General features: G+C 66.2%; 14 protein-coding genes. 5 read left to right on the forward strand and 9 right to left on the reverse strand.

The features are described 5' to 3' along the window. Nucleotides 1-31: 31 nt before the first annotated feature. The 5 genes from AABF56_RS28335 to AABF56_RS28355 are packed head-to-tail and all read right to left on the reverse strand — an operon-like array spanning nucleotide 32 to nucleotide 4,342. Complete coding sequence (locus tag AABF56_RS28335) at nucleotides 32-895, reverse strand: ABC transporter permease (protein WP_064334634.1); 864 nt, start codon at nucleotides 893-895, stop codon at nucleotides 32-34. A gap of 11 nt (nucleotides 896-906) precedes the next feature. Next, nucleotides 907-1,743, reverse strand: coding sequence for an ABC transporter ATP-binding protein (locus AABF56_RS28340; RefSeq protein ID WP_272808392.1), 837 nt, complete (start codon nucleotides 1,741-1,743; stop codon nucleotides 907-909). Nucleotides 1,744-1,756: 13 nt separating this feature from the next. Further along, a complete protein-coding gene (locus tag AABF56_RS28345; RefSeq protein ID WP_023516983.1) occupies nucleotides 1,757-2,086 on the reverse strand; it encodes a 4Fe-4S dicluster domain-containing protein in 330 nt (109 codons plus the stop codon). A 2-nt stretch (nucleotides 2,087-2,088) separates the two neighbouring features. Beyond that, complete coding sequence (locus tag AABF56_RS28350; RefSeq protein ID WP_272808393.1) at nucleotides 2,089-3,717, reverse strand: FAD-dependent oxidoreductase; 1,629 nt, start codon at nucleotides 3,715-3,717, stop codon at nucleotides 2,089-2,091. Nucleotides 3,718-3,754: 37 nt separating this feature from the next. Further along, complete coding sequence (locus AABF56_RS28355; protein WP_272808394.1) at nucleotides 3,755-4,342, reverse strand: thioredoxin family protein; 588 nt, start codon at nucleotides 4,340-4,342, stop codon at nucleotides 3,755-3,757. Between the two features lie 544 nt (nucleotides 4,343-4,886). Here AABF56_RS28355 and AABF56_RS28360 point away from each other — a divergent pair. From AABF56_RS28360 to AABF56_RS28380, 5 genes are all read left to right on the forward strand, one after another. Further along, nucleotides 4,887-5,927: a glutamine synthetase beta-grasp domain-containing protein gene (locus AABF56_RS28360; RefSeq protein ID WP_272808395.1), complete on the forward strand. Its 1,041-nt coding sequence runs from the start codon at nucleotides 4,887-4,889 to the stop codon at nucleotides 5,925-5,927. Between the two features lie 203 nt (nucleotides 5,928-6,130). After that, entirely contained in the window at nucleotides 6,131-7,174 is a 1,044-nt protein-coding gene (locus tag AABF56_RS28365) for an ABC transporter substrate-binding protein (protein WP_244770151.1), read from the forward strand. An 11-nt stretch (nucleotides 7,175-7,185) separates the two neighbouring features. Next, complete coding sequence (locus tag AABF56_RS28370) at nucleotides 7,186-8,316, forward strand: ABC transporter ATP-binding protein (protein WP_272808396.1); 1,131 nt, start codon at nucleotides 7,186-7,188, stop codon at nucleotides 8,314-8,316. Nucleotides 8,317-8,318: 2 nt separating this feature from the next. Next, nucleotides 8,319-9,566 (forward strand): ABC transporter permease, encoded by a 1,248-nt coding sequence (locus AABF56_RS28375; protein ID WP_272808397.1) that lies wholly within the window; start codon nucleotides 8,319-8,321, stop codon nucleotides 9,564-9,566. A 4-nt stretch (nucleotides 9,567-9,570) separates the two neighbouring features. Further along, nucleotides 9,571-10,380: an ABC transporter permease gene (locus tag AABF56_RS28380; RefSeq protein WP_272808398.1), complete on the forward strand. Its 810-nt coding sequence runs from the start codon at nucleotides 9,571-9,573 to the stop codon at nucleotides 10,378-10,380. On the opposite strand, the gene AABF56_RS28385 is transcribed toward AABF56_RS28380, so the two are convergent. The 4 genes from AABF56_RS28385 to AABF56_RS28400 all read right to left on the reverse strand — a co-directional run bounded on the left by AABF56_RS28385 (nucleotide 10,381) and on the right by AABF56_RS28400 (nucleotide 14,287). Further along, nucleotides 10,381-11,256: a LysR family transcriptional regulator gene (locus tag AABF56_RS28385; RefSeq protein ID WP_272808399.1), complete on the reverse strand. Its 876-nt coding sequence runs from the start codon at nucleotides 11,254-11,256 to the stop codon at nucleotides 10,381-10,383. A gap of 68 nt (nucleotides 11,257-11,324) precedes the next feature. Further along, complete coding sequence (locus AABF56_RS28390) at nucleotides 11,325-12,539, reverse strand: M24 family metallopeptidase (protein ID WP_272808456.1); 1,215 nt, start codon at nucleotides 12,537-12,539, stop codon at nucleotides 11,325-11,327. Between the two features lie 196 nt (nucleotides 12,540-12,735). After that, a complete protein-coding gene (locus tag AABF56_RS28395) occupies nucleotides 12,736-13,413 on the reverse strand; it encodes a phosphoribosylanthranilate isomerase (protein ID WP_272808400.1) in 678 nt (225 codons plus the stop codon). 19 nt (nucleotides 13,414-13,432) lie between these two features. Beyond that, on the reverse strand, nucleotides 13,433-14,287 hold the full coding sequence (locus tag AABF56_RS28400; RefSeq protein WP_244770137.1) for a MurR/RpiR family transcriptional regulator: 855 nt from the start codon (nucleotides 14,285-14,287) through the stop codon (nucleotides 13,433-13,435). Between the last annotated feature and the right edge of the window lie 97 nt (nucleotides 14,288-14,384).

The raw sequence follows: 14,384 nt of genomic DNA on the forward strand, positions 1-14,384 counted from the left end.
GCCGTTGATTGAGGAAGCAATGCGATCGGGATCAGTTCGGGCCGCTTTCGCCGCTGCCGCGCCAGTGCGTCGCACGCCGTTCGCCGGCGACGAGCAGGTAGTTGAGCAGGAGTCCGATGATCGTCAGCGTCAGGATGCCGGCATACATGCGGTCGGTTTCCAGCATCAGCGACGAATTCTGGATGAGGTAGCCGATACCGGACTGGGCGGCGAGCATCTCGGCGGCGATCACCGAGAAGAGCGAGGTCTTCACCCCGAGCCGGGCGCCGGCGACGATCGAGGGTATGGCGGAGGGGAAGATCACCTTCTTGAAGAGGTCCCAGTCCGAGGTGCCCATGGAGCGCGCCGCCTTGACGAGCAGCGGATCGACGGACTTCACCCCGACGATCGTGTTGATCAGCAGGAAGAACACCGCGGCATAGAAGGTGATGGCGATCTTGGAGGCCTCGCCGATGCCGAGAACGAGGATGAAGACCGGCAGCAGCGCGAATTGCGAGGTGTTGCGCAGCGTCTGGACGAGGAAGTCGGAGGCCTTCTCGAACAGCGAATAGCGGCCCATCAGGAAGCCGAGCGGCACGGCGGTGACGACGGCGAGCAGGAAGCCGATCGCGGCACGCTGCAGGCTGATGCCGATATGGTCGGCAAGCTGGCCGGAGACGATCATCTCCCAGAGCACCGCGAGCACCTGGCTCAGCGGCGGGAAGAACAGCGCGTTGATCCAGCCGGCGCGCGGCGCGATCTCCCAGAGCAGCGCGAAGGCGACGAGCGCCGGCAGGCCGAGCGTGATGGTGGAGACGGTCTCGCTGAAAGCGCTCGGCGCCTTGGAAGGGGTGCGCTTGCGGCGCAATGAAAAGGTGTTGCGGAGCGGCAGGTTGCGGTCGACGATGAGGCTCATCGGATCCTCCCTCAATTGGCGTAGGTGGAAGCAAGGGTCCAGTCGCGCTGGGCCTTGCCGACTTCGTCGCGCAGGCTTTCCCAGACGCGGCCGCGATAGGCGTTGAAGGCCTCGCTGTTGCGGATTTCGAGATCGCGCGGGCGCGGCAGGTCGATCGTGACGATCTCCTTCACGCTCGCCGGCCGGGCGGTCATCACCACGACGCGGTCGGCAAGATAGATCGCCTCGTCGATGGAGTGGGTGACGAAGACCACCGTCGTCTTGATCTGCTCCCAGATGCGCAGGAGCTCGCTTTGCAGGATGTCGCGGGTCTGCGCGTCGAGCGCGGCGAAGGGCTCGTCCATCAGGAGGACCTGCGGATCGGTGGAAAGCGCCCGGGCGATCGCCACGCGCTGCTGCATGCCGCCGGAAAGCTGCGAGGGGAAACGGTCCTCGAAGCCCTTGAGGCCGAAAAGATGCAGGAAATCTTTCGCCCGCTCGCGCCGCTCGGCCGCGGGAACGCCTCGCACTTCCAGCGCGTATTCGACATTCTGCAGCGCCGTGCGCCAAGGAAAGAGCGCATATTGCTGGAAGACATAGGCCGTGCGGGCGTGGGGCTTGGTGACTTCGACGCCGTCGATGCGGGCGACACCCGAGGTCGCCTCGGTCAGCCCGGCGATCACGTCGAGCAGCACCGACTTGCCGCTGCCCGACGGGCCGACCAGCGTGATGAACTCGCCGCTGTCGATGGTGAGATCGACGCCGTCCAGCACCGCGATGCGGCTGGACGTGACGCCGTCGACGGTCACGGTCTGGCCGGGCTTCAGGTTGAACGATTTGCGCACGGCGCTGACGGCGATGCGTTCCATGGATATCTCCTTTTCAGACCTGCGCCACGCGGATGTGGCGGGTCGGGTCATTCCGTGTTCCCCCGGCGCGCCCGCGATTCCAGCCGAGCGCGCGGGCATAGGCACCGAAGAGGTCGCGCTCGAGGACGTCGGGCTCTGTGATGCCTGTCGGTCCATCCGCCTGTTCGGCGACATAGAGGGCATCGGTCGGGCAGTAGATTTCGCAGAGGAAGCAGGTCTGGCAGTCGTCCTGCCGGGCGATGACGGGAAGCCCCGTCTCGTCCCGGTCGAAGACGAAGGCCGGACAGATGCGCTCGCAGATGTCGCAGCGGATGCAGCGGTCGGCCGAGACGACTTCGATCATGCTTAGCCCTCCTGCGCTGTTTCGAGGGCAAGGGTCTCCCGCACCGCCGTCACCCGGTCGAGGCCGGAAACGATTATGCGGCTCGCCTGCACCTCGCTCTCTCCCGGAAAATCGCGCCGGCGGTGCACGCCGCGGCTCTCGGTGCGCAATGTCGCTGCGGCGACCGTCCAGCGGGCGCTGGCGGTGACGGCGGCGACCTCGCGGGCCTGCAGGCGTTCGATGCCCGTCGCCGGCCGCGCCCGGTTCAGCCGGGACCAGATGTCCTCCAGCGTCCTCTCACTCGCTTCAAGCGTTGCCGACGTGCGCCAATAACTCTTGTCGAGCGGGGCGATCTCGTCGTGCACCGTGCGGGCGGCCGCGGCAAGGTCGATGGCAGGCCCGGCCATACCGCCGCGAAGAGCCGTCGTGCCGAGCGGGCGCAGGCGGCTTCCATCGCGCCCCTGCCGGCGGTGGGCGTGCCGGGCCGCGCCGTGGCCGGCCCACCAGCCGCTGGCGATCGCCCAGGAGGCGTTGATCGCACCGCCGCCGGAAATGCCGCCCGTCACGTTCTCGCGGCTCGCCGCGTCACCGGCGGCATAAAGGCCGGCAATGCCGGTGCCGCAATCGGAGGAGACGATGCGGATGCCGCCGGTGCCGCGCACCGTGCCCTCGTATTTGAGATCGACACGGAAGAGGTCTGTGAAGGGATTGATGCCCATGCGCTCATAGGGCTGGAAGCAGTTGGGCTGGCCGCGCCGCAGCCAGTCCTGCATGGCGGGCTCGGCAAGGTCGAGCCGGGCATAGACCGGGCCGGCCAGCAGCGCTTCCGCCACCTGCCGCTCGCCGCCGCCGATGCCGTTCGTCAACGGCTCGCCGCGCGCGTTGCGCAGCACCTCGCCGTCCGCGCCGTAGAAGGTGGCCCAGCGGAACGGCAGGCCCTTGTTCAGCGACGAGCCATGGGGAGCGAGCGTATATTTGCCGGTGAATTCCATGCCGGACAACGATGCACCGGCCTCCGCGGCGAAGAGGTAGCCGTCGCCCGTCAGCCCCGTGCCGCCGAGGATGCGCTCGAAAAAGGCGCAGCCGCCCGTGGCCAGAACCACGGCCCCCGCCAGGACCTGGAAGCTCGCCCCGTTGCGGCGCGCAAGGCCCGCGGCGCCAGCGACGTGATTGTCGTCGCCGAGCAGTTCGAGGATCGGATGATGATCGAGGATCGTAACGCCGGCCTTCTGCACGCGCTGGCGCAGGAAGCGCATGTAGTCCGGCCCGCGCAGATTGGCGATATAGAGGCTGCCGTCCTCCTCGCTCGGGAAAGGATAGCCCCATTCCACCAGCTTCTGGAGGTTCTCGTAGGCCTGGTCGGCGGCGCGCAGCATCCAGCGACGGTCGGCAAGGCCGGCCGTGCGCTTGAAACGCTGCTCGACGGAAGCCGCCCGCCCCTCGCCCGGCGGCACGCACCAGGTTCCCGTGTTCGACGGCGCCGTGGCGCCGCTCGTGCCATGATAGCCCTTGTCGGCCAGGACGACGCGGGCGCCGGCCTCGGCGGCCGACAGCGCCGCCCAGCCGGCGGCGGGACCGCCACCGACGACAAGCACGTCCGTTTCGATGAGGCGCCCCTCTTCGGGGGACTGTTCCTTGCGACGCGATGCCATGATGCTCCGGTTTCGTGCGAGGGATGCGGGTATCGGTTCAGGCGGCGGTGGAGAACCAGGAGGGCTCGTTGCCGGCGGTCCACTTGATGTTGCAGCCGATGGAAGGAACCTGGGTCGCCTGAGCGGGGCCGCCCTTCAGCACGGCCTCCACGGCCGCCCGCAGGTCCGCACCGGTCACATCCTTGCCGTTGCCGGGGCGGGCATCGTCGAACTGGCCGTGATAGGCGAGCCGGCGCTCGCCGTCGTAGAGGAAGAAGTCCGGTGTGCAGGCCGCGCCATAGGCCTTGGCCACCGCCTGCGTTTCGTCCTTCAGGTAGGGGAAATCGTAGCCGTAGGTCTTCGCCTCGATGCCGAGCCGTTCGAGCGTTTCTTCCGGATGCGCCTCCGCGTCGTTGCTGTTGATCGCGACGACGGCAAGTTCCTGCCCGCCATGGTCGCGAGCGAACTGCGCCAGCGCCTCGCGGATCAGCACCACGAAGGGGCAGCGGTTCGAGATGAAGGCGACCAGCAAGGCCGGGCTGTCCGCGAAGTCCTTGAGGTTGAACTCGGCACCGCTCGCATCGGGCAGAACGAAGTCCGGAGCGCGGGTTCCAAGCGTGATGGGATTGGATTCGGTCTTGGGCATGATATCCTCCTGGCAAGTCAACGGGATCATTAAAAGATATAATCCATAGATTTTATAGGCAATAGATTGCCACAAACCCCTGTGCGCGGAGTTATTGTTCGCGCCCTATCCCCGGCATCGGGGAATTTTTTCCGCCTGGCTGGCCATTCCTGCCTGCCCGGCGCCAAGCAGCCGCCAAGGAGAGTCCGGGCCTGTCATTTCCGCGAACAGAGCCGGCCGGCCGGTCGAATTTCTACGCAACACACCGATCCGCACCGGCGAGGCGGTCCATGCCGCGCATCAACCGATGCAAAGGCTGCCGGCCTCGAAAATGAGCGATGCCTCAAAGCCTGCCGTGCACCGCCTATTTTTTGTGCAATCCGCCCCTTCTTTCAGCGGCATCGCCGCCTTGCCCGAAGGCAGCCGCAGGCCGGGCGGATGAATTTCTCGCGAATATCGGCGCCCGCTTCGATCTGGCACGGTTGATGCATTTCATTCGCTATCCGGCTGCCGGCTGCCCAAGCGTCCGGCGGTCTTGCAAAACCAGCGTCAGTGAGAGACCGAAATGACAAAGTACAAGCTCGAATACATCTGGCTCGACGGGTACAAGCCCACCCCGAACCTGCGCGGCAAGACCCTCATCAAGGAATTCGACGCTTTCCCGACGCTGGAACAGCTTCCGCTCTGGGGTTTTGACGGCTCCTCGACGTTGCAGGCCGAAGGCTCGAGCTCGGACTGCGTGCTGAAGCCGGTCGCCAGCTATCCCGATCCCGAGCGCAAGAACGGCGTGCTCGTCCTCTGCGAAGTCATGATGCCGGACGCCAAGACGCCGCATCCGTCCAACACCCGCGCTTCCATCCTCGACGACGAAAGCGCCTGGTTCGGCTTCGAGCAGGAATACTTCTTCTACCAGAACGGCCGGCCGCTCGGCTTCCCGGACGCCGGCTTCCCGGCTCCGCAGGGCCCGTACTACTGCGGCGTCGGCTACAGCAATGTCGGCGCCGTCGCCCGCAAGATCGTCGAGGAACATCTCGACATCTGCCTCGCCGCCGGCATCAACCATGAAGGCATCAATGCCGAGGTCGCCAAGGGCCAGTGGGAATTCCAGGTCTTCGGCAAGGGCTCGCGCAAGGCGGCCGACGAGATCTGGCTTGCCCGCTACCTGCTGCAGCGCCTGACCGAAAAGTACGGCATCGACGTCGAATACCACTGCAAGCCGCTTGGCGACACCGACTGGAACGGCTCGGGCATGCACGCCAACTTCTCGACCGCCTACATGCGCGAAGTCGGCGGCAGGGACTATTTCGAAGCCCTCATGGGTGCTTTCGCCGAGGCCCGCGCCGATCACATCGCCGTCTACGGCCCGGACAATCACATGCGCCTGACCGGCAAGCATGAAACGGCCTCGATCCACCAGTTCAGCTATGGCGTGGCAGACCGCGGCGCCTCGATCCGCGTGCCGCACTCCTTCGTCAACAACGGCTATCGCGGCTACCTCGAAGACCGCCGCCCGAACTCCCAGGGCGACCCCTACCAGATCGCTTCGCAGATCCTGAAGACGATCTCCACGGTCCCGACCGATATCGAGAACCGCGAAGCAGCCTGACCGGCCTTTCGCGACACAAGACGCAACGCCCCGTTTTCACGGGGCGTTTTTTTGTCCGCCGCGTGCCGATAAGCGGCGCTCATGTCTCCATCATACCTACTTATTTGCGCCGCAGCATGGCGCAACATAGGCTTTCCTCACAGCCCGCGATCAAGACGGGCGGCGCGACGGGCATTTGAATCTGTCTCCAGAGAGGAATTTCCATGTTCAGAAAACCCATGTTTCTGGCAGCGACGACGCTCGCCTCCTGCTTGCTCCTCGGTGCGGCGAACGCCGCCGATCCGCTTTCCGTCATGAGCTTCGGCGGCGCCTATCAGGACGCCCAGCGCAAGGCCGTGTTCAGCGCCTATGCCGAGGAAACCGGCCGGGCGGTGTCCGAGCAGGAATACGGCGGCGAGATCGCCAAGATCAAGGCGATGATCGACAGCGGCAACACGACGATAGACGTGGTCGATGTCGACGCGCCGACCCTGCTGCAGGGCTGCGACGAAGGCATTTTCGAAACGATCGACTGGGAGAAGATCGGACCGAAATCCGAATGGCTCGCCGGCACGACCTCGGATTGCGGCGTCGGCACGATCGTCTATGCGACGGTGCTCTCCTATGACGAGGACAAGCTCGAAAAGGCCCCGACGAAGCTTGCCGACCTCTTCGACCTCGCCACCTTCCCCGGCAAGCGGGGGCTTTGGAAGAACCCGGCGACCAACCTCGAATTCGCGCTCCTGGCCGACGGCGTGCCGTCGCAGGACGTCTATGCGACGCTCGCGACGCCCGATGGCCTCGACCGCGCCTTCGCCAAGCTCGACACGATCAAGGACCAGATCGTCTGGTGGGAGGCGGGTGCGCAGGCCCCGCAATTGCTCGCCTCCGGCGAGGTGACGATGACGACGGCGTGGAACGGCCGCATCTTCAACGCCAACAAGGAAGGCCGCAATTTCGGCATCGTCTGGGACAACCAGATCCTCGATTCCAATTACTGGGTCATTCCCAAGGGCGCGAAGGACGTCGAGGGCTCGCTCGCCTTCATCCGCTTCGCCGTCGAGCCGAAGGTGCTGGCCGGCATCGCGAAATATATCCCCTACGGCCCCGTGCGCTCGACGGCGGCCGCCGAGGTGGCGCCGGAAGACGCCAGGAACCTGCCGACGAGCCCGGCCAACCTGACGACTTCGCTCACGCTCGACAACGCCTTCTGGGCAGACCACGGCGACGAGATCCGCAAGCGCTTTACCACCTGGCTTTCCAACTGAGGGGCGGGCGGATGAACACGATGACGCTGGAAAGGAGGCGGCTCGGCGACGAGCCGCCGCCAACCCCTGCCGCCAGTCCGATGGTCGTCTTCGAGCGGGTGCAGAAGACCTATGACGGGCGCACGCTCGTGGTGGAGGACCTGAACCTTGCCGTGCGGCGCGGCGAATTCCTCACCATGCTCGGCCCTTCCGGCTCAGGCAAGACGACGACGCTGATGATGCTCGGCGGCTTCGAGCAGCCGACGAACGGGCGCATCCTGCTGGAAGGACAGGCGGTGGAACGCCTGCCGCCGGAGCGGCGGGACATCGGCTTCGTCTTCCAGAACTATGCGCTCTTCCCGCATATGACGGTGGCCGACAATGTCGGCTTTCCGCTGCGCTACCGCGGCATCCGCGGCGCGGAGGCGGCAAGGCGGGTTGCAGAGGCGCTCGCCATGGTCAGGCTCGACGGGCTTGGCGAACGCCGCCCGGCGCAGCTTTCCGGCGGGCAGCAGCAGCGCGTGGCGCTCGCCCGCGCCATGGTGTTCAAGCCGAAGCTCATCCTGATGGACGAACCGCTCGGGGCGCTCGACAAGCAGTTGCGCGAGCACATGCAGATCGAGATCCGCAGGATCCAGCAGCAGCTCGGCATCACCATGGTCTACGTGACGCACGACCAGTCGGAGGCGCTGACCATGTCCGACCGGATCGCCGTCTTCAACGACGGCCGCATCCAGCAGCTTTCCGATCCGGTGACGCTCTACGACCGCCCGGAGAACCGCTTCGTCGCCGGCTTCATCGGCGACAACAACACGCTCCCGTGCGAATTCCTCGGCAGCGAGAACGGCCTGGCGTTCGTGCGGATGAAGGATGGAACGCGCCTTGCGGCGAGCGGGCCGGCGCACCCTGCGCGAAGCGATCTCACCGTCTCGCTGCGCCCCGAACGGCTCGGTCTCGACGACGCGGGAAGCGCGGAAAACCGCATAAAGGCCCGGGTGCTCGACAAGACCTTCCTCGGCGATCGGGTGCGCCTCACCCTCGAAGCCTTCGGCAACGAACGCCTTGTCGCCAGCCTGCCGGCGGCCGAAGGGGCTGCGGTCTTGCCGGGATGCGATGTCGGCATGGCGTTTTCCGCCGCCGATTGCAGATTGCTGGCGAGGTGACCATGACGCAGACCCTTTCCCTCACCTCCCCCGCCTCGGCCCCGAACCTGCGCGCCGCGCTCCGGCGGGCCGAACGGCCGGGCCGGCTCGGCGCGCTGGCGCTGGCGCTGCCGGCGCTCCTCTTCCTCATCGTCACCTTCGCCGCGCCGATCGGGCTCTTCCTCACGACGGCCGTGCGCAACCCGGAGGTGCGCGATACCCTGCCGCAGACCGCCGCGGCCCTTGCCGGCTGGGACGGGCCGGCTGCACCGGGCGAGGCAGCCTTCGCGGCGCTGCTTGCCGATCTCACCCGTGCGAAGGAAGACAACACCGCCGCCGCGCTCGGCAAGCGATTGAACTACGAGAGCGCCGGCATGCGCAGCCGCATCATGTCCGTCGTGCGCCATCTCGGTAATTTCAAGGACGGCGCCCTCGCCCCGCAATTCGCCGCGCTCGATCCCGTCTGGGCAAGCCCGGACCTCTGGGCGATCATCAAGCGCAATGCCGCGCCCGTGACGCCCTACTACCTGCTGACGGCGGTCGACCTGCAGCAGGATGCGTCCGGCGACGTCACCCGCGTGGCAGAAGACCAGGCCGTCTTTCTCGGCATCCTCGGGCGCACCCTCTGGATCGCCGGCCTCGTGACCGGGGCGACGCTCCTCCTCGGCTTCCCGACGGCCTATGTCATTTCGCTGGCGCCCGCGCGCATTGCCGGCTTCATGCTGCTGATGGTGCTGCTGCCGCTCTGGACCTCGCTTCTGGTGCGCACCACCGCCTGGGTCGTGCTTCTGCAGACGGACGGCGTCATCAACCAGGTGCTCCTGGCGCTCGGCCTCACCACGGAGAAGCTGCAGCTGATGCTGACGCGCTTCGGCACGGTGACGGCGATGACCCATATCCAGCTTCCCTTCACCATCCTGCCGATCCTCAGCGTCATGAAGTCGATTCCCGAGGGGCAGATGCGGGCGGCGCGTTCGCTCGGCGCCCCGCCCTTCTTCGCCTTCTGGCGGGTCTATGCGCCGCAGACGCTTCCCGGCGTCGCCGCCGGCTGCCTGATGACCTTCATCCTCTCGCTCGGTTACTACATCACGCCCGCGCTGGTCGGCGGCCCGCGCGACCAGATGCTCTCGAACTTCATCGCCACCTATATTAACCGCGACCTGAACTGGGGCATGGCGGCGGCGCTGGCCGGCCTGCTTCTCGTCATGACGCTTTCCATCTACCTCCTGTTCCTGCGCCTCGTCGGCGCGGAGCGCATCAAGCTCGGATAGAACCATGTGGCTTCCCGCTTACGCGACCCGCAGCGAACGGCTCTGCCGCCTCGCCGTCGTCCTCTTCGCCTTTGCCGTGCTCGCCTTCCTGATCGGGCCGCTCTTCGTCGTCTTCCCGCTCTCGGTTTCGAAGGATCCGTTCTTCACCTTCCCGATCCGGGAATATTCGTGGCGCTGGTATGCGGATTTCTTCCAGAACGCGCGCTGGATGCACAGCCTCGCCAACAGCCTCGTCGCTGCCGCCGCCAGCACCCTTCTTGCGACCTTTCTCGGCACGCTCGCCGCCCTGGGCATCAGCCGCCCCGGCTTTCCCGCCCGCAAGGCCGTTATGGCGCTGATGATCTCGCCGATGATCATGCCGGTCGTCATCGTCGCCGTCGGGGCCTACATGTTCTTCGGTTCGCTGGGACTGACCAACACGCGCACCGGCCTCGTTCTGGCCCATGCGGCCCTTGCCATCCCCTTCGTGGTCGTCACCGTGCTCTCGGCGCTGTCGACCTATGACAGCAATCTCAGCCGGGCGGGCGCGAGCCTCGGGGCCGGGCCGGTCAGCGTGTTCTTCGCCGTCACGCTGCCGCTCATTCTGCCCGGCATCGTCTCGGGTGCGCTGCTCGCCTTCGCGGTGTCCTTCGACGAGGTGATCGTCGCCCTGTTCCTCACAGGCGCCGACCAGCGCACCCTGCCGGTGCAGATGTTCTCGGGCATCCGCGACCAGATCAACCCGACGATCATGGCGGCGGCCAGCCTGCTGACCACCGTCTCAATCGCGCTCTTCGTTGTGCTGAACCTGATCGGGCGGGCACGCCGCGCCTGATCAGCCGTCCCGGTTGCTCGCAAGGAATGCATCGGCGAAATGCGCCGCGAAGCTTTCGGCGACCGGCGAGCGCTTGCGATCCGAGCTCAGATAGATGCCGACCACGACATCGGCGAGGCGCGGCAGGCCGAGCGCCTCGTCGAGCGTCGTCAGCTTGTGCGGCACGATGCGGCGGGCAAGCACTGTGTTGCCGAAGCCGGAGCCGACCGCGGCCTCCAGCCCGGCAAGGCTGGGGCTGGTATAGACGAGATCGTAGCCCCGCCCGTCGCGCTGCAGCGCCGTCAGCATCGCACGGCGATAAAGGCAGCCTTCCGGATAGCAGACGATGCGCAGGTTGGCGTTCCCGTCCGTCACGACGGATGTCGGCGTATCGCCGACCCAGGCGAGCGGTTCCTTCCAGGTCATGAACGCGCCCTCCGCCGGCCCGTCCGGCGTCATCGCCACGACGAGGTCGTAGAGCCCGTTGCGCAGGCCTTGCAGCAGGACATGCGAGAGATCGCACACCACCTCGAAGCGGAAGTCATGGCCGCTGCGGGCGAGGCGCGGCATCAGCTTCGGCAGGAAATGGTCGGCATAGTCGTTGGGAATGCCGAGGCGGATCTTGCCGTGCTGGTCGCGCCTCGACAGGCGCAGCACCATCTCGTCGTTGAGCGTCAGCATCTGCCGCGCATAGCTTGCCACGAGCTCGCCCGCCTCGGTCGGCTGGGCGCTGGCATCCTTTGCGAAGAGGGAAACGTTGAGCAGTTCCTGGAGCTTTTTCATCTGCAGGCTGATGGCCGGCTGGGTGCGGCCGAGCTGCTCGGCGGCGCGCGTATGGCTGCGCAGGTCGATGACCGCGAGAAAGGTGCGAAGGAGATCGGTCGGAATGTTTCTCACGGGATCGGCACCGCTCCAAAAGGAAACGGGCCGATCGGGCGGCCCGTTCCAAGTTGCCCGCGGACGGGTCAGGCGGGGAGGATATTATGCTCCGGACCGAAGGGGAAGCCCGTGAGGTTCTCGCTGCCGGTCTCGGTCATCACGAGGATGTCGTGCTCGCGGTAGCCGCCGGCGCCGGGCATGCCGTCCGGGATGGTCAGCATCGGCTCCATCGACACGACCATGCCCGGCTGCAGCACGGTGTTGATGTCCTCGCGCAGCTCCACGCCCGCCTCGCGGCCGTAGTAGTGCGAGAGCACGCCGAAGGAATGACCGTAGCCGAAGGAGCGATAGCCGAGCAGGCCGTGCGCGCGGTAGATCTCGTTGAGTTCCGTCGCGATGTCGCCGCAGCGCGCGCCGGGCTTCAGCAGCTCGAGGCCGCGGCGATGGACGGCGCAGTTGATTTCCCAGATGCGCAGGTGCTCGTCGCTGGCATGGTCGAGGAACAGCGTGCGCTCCAGCGCGGTATAGTAACCCGAGATCATCGGGAAGCAGTTGAGCGAGAGGATATCGCCCTTCTCCACCCGGCGCGAGGTCACCGGATTGTGCGCGCCGTCCGTGTTGATGCCCGACTGGAACCAGACCCAGGTGTCCATCAGCTCGGCATGGGGAAAGCGGTTCGCGATGTGGCGGACCATGGCCTGCGTGCCCGCCAGCGCCACCTCGTATTCCGGAATGCCCTCGCCAACGGCGTTTGCCACCGCCGCCCCGCCGATATCGGCCGTCGCGGCGCCCTCCTTGATGAGCGCGATCTCCTCGGCCGACTTGATCGTCCGAAGCCACATGGTCGGCGCGCCGATATCGACGAATTCGACATGCGGGAACGCCTCTTCCAGCAGCCGGCGCAGGTCGAGATTGACCTGGTCGAACTCGATGCCGATGCGCGAGACCTTGGGCAGCAGGGTCTGCAGGGCATGGAAGAAGTTGTCGCGCTGCCAGTCGGTATAGGTGATGTTGTCGCCGAAGGTGCGGCGCCAGGGCTGGCCCGCATCGATGCCGGCGGAAACCGAGGTCGCCTTTTCCGGCGTGATGACGAAGGCGTAGCGGCGGCCGAAGGAGCAGTAGAGGAAGTCGGAGAAATAGCAGATGTTGTGGTAGGAGGTGAGGATCGCCGCGTCGAGCTTCAGCTCCTCCAGAATGCGCCGCATGGCGTTCTGCCGCCGCTCCATCTCGCCCGCCGAAAATGTCGGCCGGACCTTCTCGCCATTGTGCATCTCCTGCAGCCGCAGCAGCTGGTTCGGCATCCCTCGCGCAAACATGTTCATTCGAAAAACTCCCTTGACCGCGGCCAATCGCGCCGTTTGACGGGTTCAAGGTAGAAATCTTCGCTGCCGCTGGAAAATTAGAAGTTCCAATGGAGCCATAAGGGGATCGCTCTGGTCGAAAAAGAAAGGGCGGCGCCAGCGGCACCGCCCCCCTCCTTCCGTCAAGGGCCGTCGCTCAGGCCGCCCTTGCGGCCGTCACGAAGGCCTTGATCCTGTCGATGTCCTTGCGGAAGCCGCCTTCGGGCAGCGGCTTGTTGGTGTGGGTCAGCGAATCCACCGCCCAGGGCTTCACCGCGGCGATGGCGGCCGCGACATTGTCCGGACCGAGCCCGCCGGCGAGGATGACCGGCAGCCTGCTGCGCTCGACGATCGCGCGGCTCAGCGACCAGTCATGGGTGACGCCCGCCGCGCCGATGCCGCCGATATGGGCGGCGACGGAATCGAGGATGAAGCTGTCGCAATAGGGCTCGAAGGCGGCGGCGTGATCGAGTGCTTCCGGTCCGGTCATCGGAATGGCCTGCAGGATGCCGAGGTCCGGATAGAGCGGCAGCAGGGTTTCGCGCAGCTGGCGCACATGATCCGGCGTCACCAGCGTGATGTCGCCGCACAGATGCAGCACGTCCGGCCGGACGGCGGCGACCATGTCGGCGATGGCAGCAAGATCGCTCTCCACCGACAGCGCGACGCGCGAGGCCTTGCCCTTCAGCGCATCGGCGATCTCGCGCGCCGTCGCGAAGCTGATTTCGCCCGGCAGGCCGCGATTGGAAGGCGTCAGGCCGAGATAGTCGACGCCCGCTTCTGCCGCGGCGATCGCCTCGGAAACGGTCTGCATGGTGTAAATCTGGATCTTCACGGCAATACCTGTCTTGATGCTAGATGGACTTGGGAAGGATGGCGTTGACCATCCGCTCCTCGGTGAGCTGGGCCCGCTCGGCATTGCGCGCGACGAGGGCCGAATAGAGCGCGTCGATCAGCGCCATCTGGGCGATCTGCGCGGCCATCGGCTCACTGCCCTGCTCGTGGGAGACGCTGACGAGAACGACATCTGCGAGACGCGCGAGCGGCGAGGCGCTGTTGCCGGTGATGCAGAGCGTCTTCGCCCCGCGCGACTTTGCCTCCTGGAGCACGAGCACGGGGTCGCTGGTGATGCCGGAATAGGAGATGACGACGACGAGGTCTTCCGGCCCGGTGAGCGCCGAATGCATGATCTGCAACTGCGAATCCACCGGCGCATCGCAGCGCAGCCCCAAGCGGATGCAGCGCTGGTAGAAGGCCTGCGCGACGATGCCCGACCCGCCGACGCCGCCGACGAGGATATGCCGCGCCCCGGCGATGAGATCGAGCGCGCGGGCGAAGGTCGCCTCGGAAAGCACCCCTTGCGTATCGCTGATCGCCTGCGCCACGGCGCGGAACAACCGGCCGGCCGCCTGGAGATCGCTGGCATGCGGCTCGCTGGAGATGGTTTCCTGGCTCTGGCGTGGCTCCTGCGCCAAGGCCAGCTTGAGGTCGGTAAAACCCTCGAAGCCGGCGGTGCGACACATGCGCAGCACGGTCGTGTCGCTGACATCCACCGCCTGGGCGATGGCCGACATCGAGTTGCGGATGGTCGCCTCGGCATTGTCCAGCACCCAGAGCGCGACGCGGCGCTCGGAGTCCGAGAGTTTCGGCAGCACGCTGCGCAGCCGGCTGCTCGCGGGATTGGACGGACCACGCAGGTCAACGGTCATGGCGGCTCTTTCGCGGTCTGACGCTGTCGATTGAAGCGGACGCTAGCATGGGCATGTTGTGGTGTCACTATGGACAGCATGTTTTTGTTGTGGCATC

Origin of the sequence: Shinella sp. WSC3-e (assembly GCF_945994535.1) — a bacterium.
Classification (GTDB): Bacteria; Pseudomonadota; Alphaproteobacteria; order Rhizobiales; family Rhizobiaceae; genus Shinella; species Shinella yambaruensis.

Bases quoted from the DNA above. Each gene is read 5' to 3' on its own strand.
- AABF56_RS28350 (WP_272808393.1), bottom strand. From the start codon at position 3,717: ATGGCATCGCGTCGCAAGGAACAGTCCCCCGAAGAGGGGCGCCTCATC.
- AABF56_RS28345 (WP_023516983.1), bottom strand. From the start codon at position 2,086: ATGATCGAAGTCGTCTCGGCCGACCGCTGCATCCGCTGCGACATCTGC.
- AABF56_RS28335 (WP_064334634.1), bottom strand. From the start codon at position 895: ATGAGCCTCATCGTCGACCGCAACCTGCCGCTCCGCAACACCTTTTCA.
- AABF56_RS28370 (WP_272808396.1), top strand. From the start codon at position 7,186: ATGAACACGATGACGCTGGAAAGGAGGCGGCTCGGCGACGAGCCGCCG.
- AABF56_RS28340 (WP_272808392.1), bottom strand. From the start codon at position 1,743: ATGGAACGCATCGCCGTCAGCGCCGTGCGCAAATCGTTCAACCTGAAG.
- AABF56_RS28365 (WP_244770151.1), top strand. From the start codon at position 6,131: ATGTTCAGAAAACCCATGTTTCTGGCAGCGACGACGCTCGCCTCCTGC.
- AABF56_RS28400 (WP_244770137.1), bottom strand. From the start codon at position 14,287: ATGACCGTTGACCTGCGTGGTCCGTCCAATCCCGCGAGCAGCCGGCTG.
- AABF56_RS28375 (WP_272808397.1), top strand. From the start codon at position 8,319: ATGACGCAGACCCTTTCCCTCACCTCCCCCGCCTCGGCCCCGAACCTG.
- AABF56_RS28380 (WP_272808398.1), top strand. From the start codon at position 9,571: ATGTGGCTTCCCGCTTACGCGACCCGCAGCGAACGGCTCTGCCGCCTC.
- AABF56_RS28390 (WP_272808456.1), bottom strand. From the start codon at position 12,539: ATGCCGAACCAGCTGCTGCGGCTGCAGGAGATGCACAATGGCGAGAAG.
- AABF56_RS28355 (WP_272808394.1), bottom strand. From the start codon at position 4,342: ATGCCCAAGACCGAATCCAATCCCATCACGCTTGGAACCCGCGCTCCG.
- AABF56_RS28360 (WP_272808395.1), top strand. From the start codon at position 4,887: ATGACAAAGTACAAGCTCGAATACATCTGGCTCGACGGGTACAAGCCC.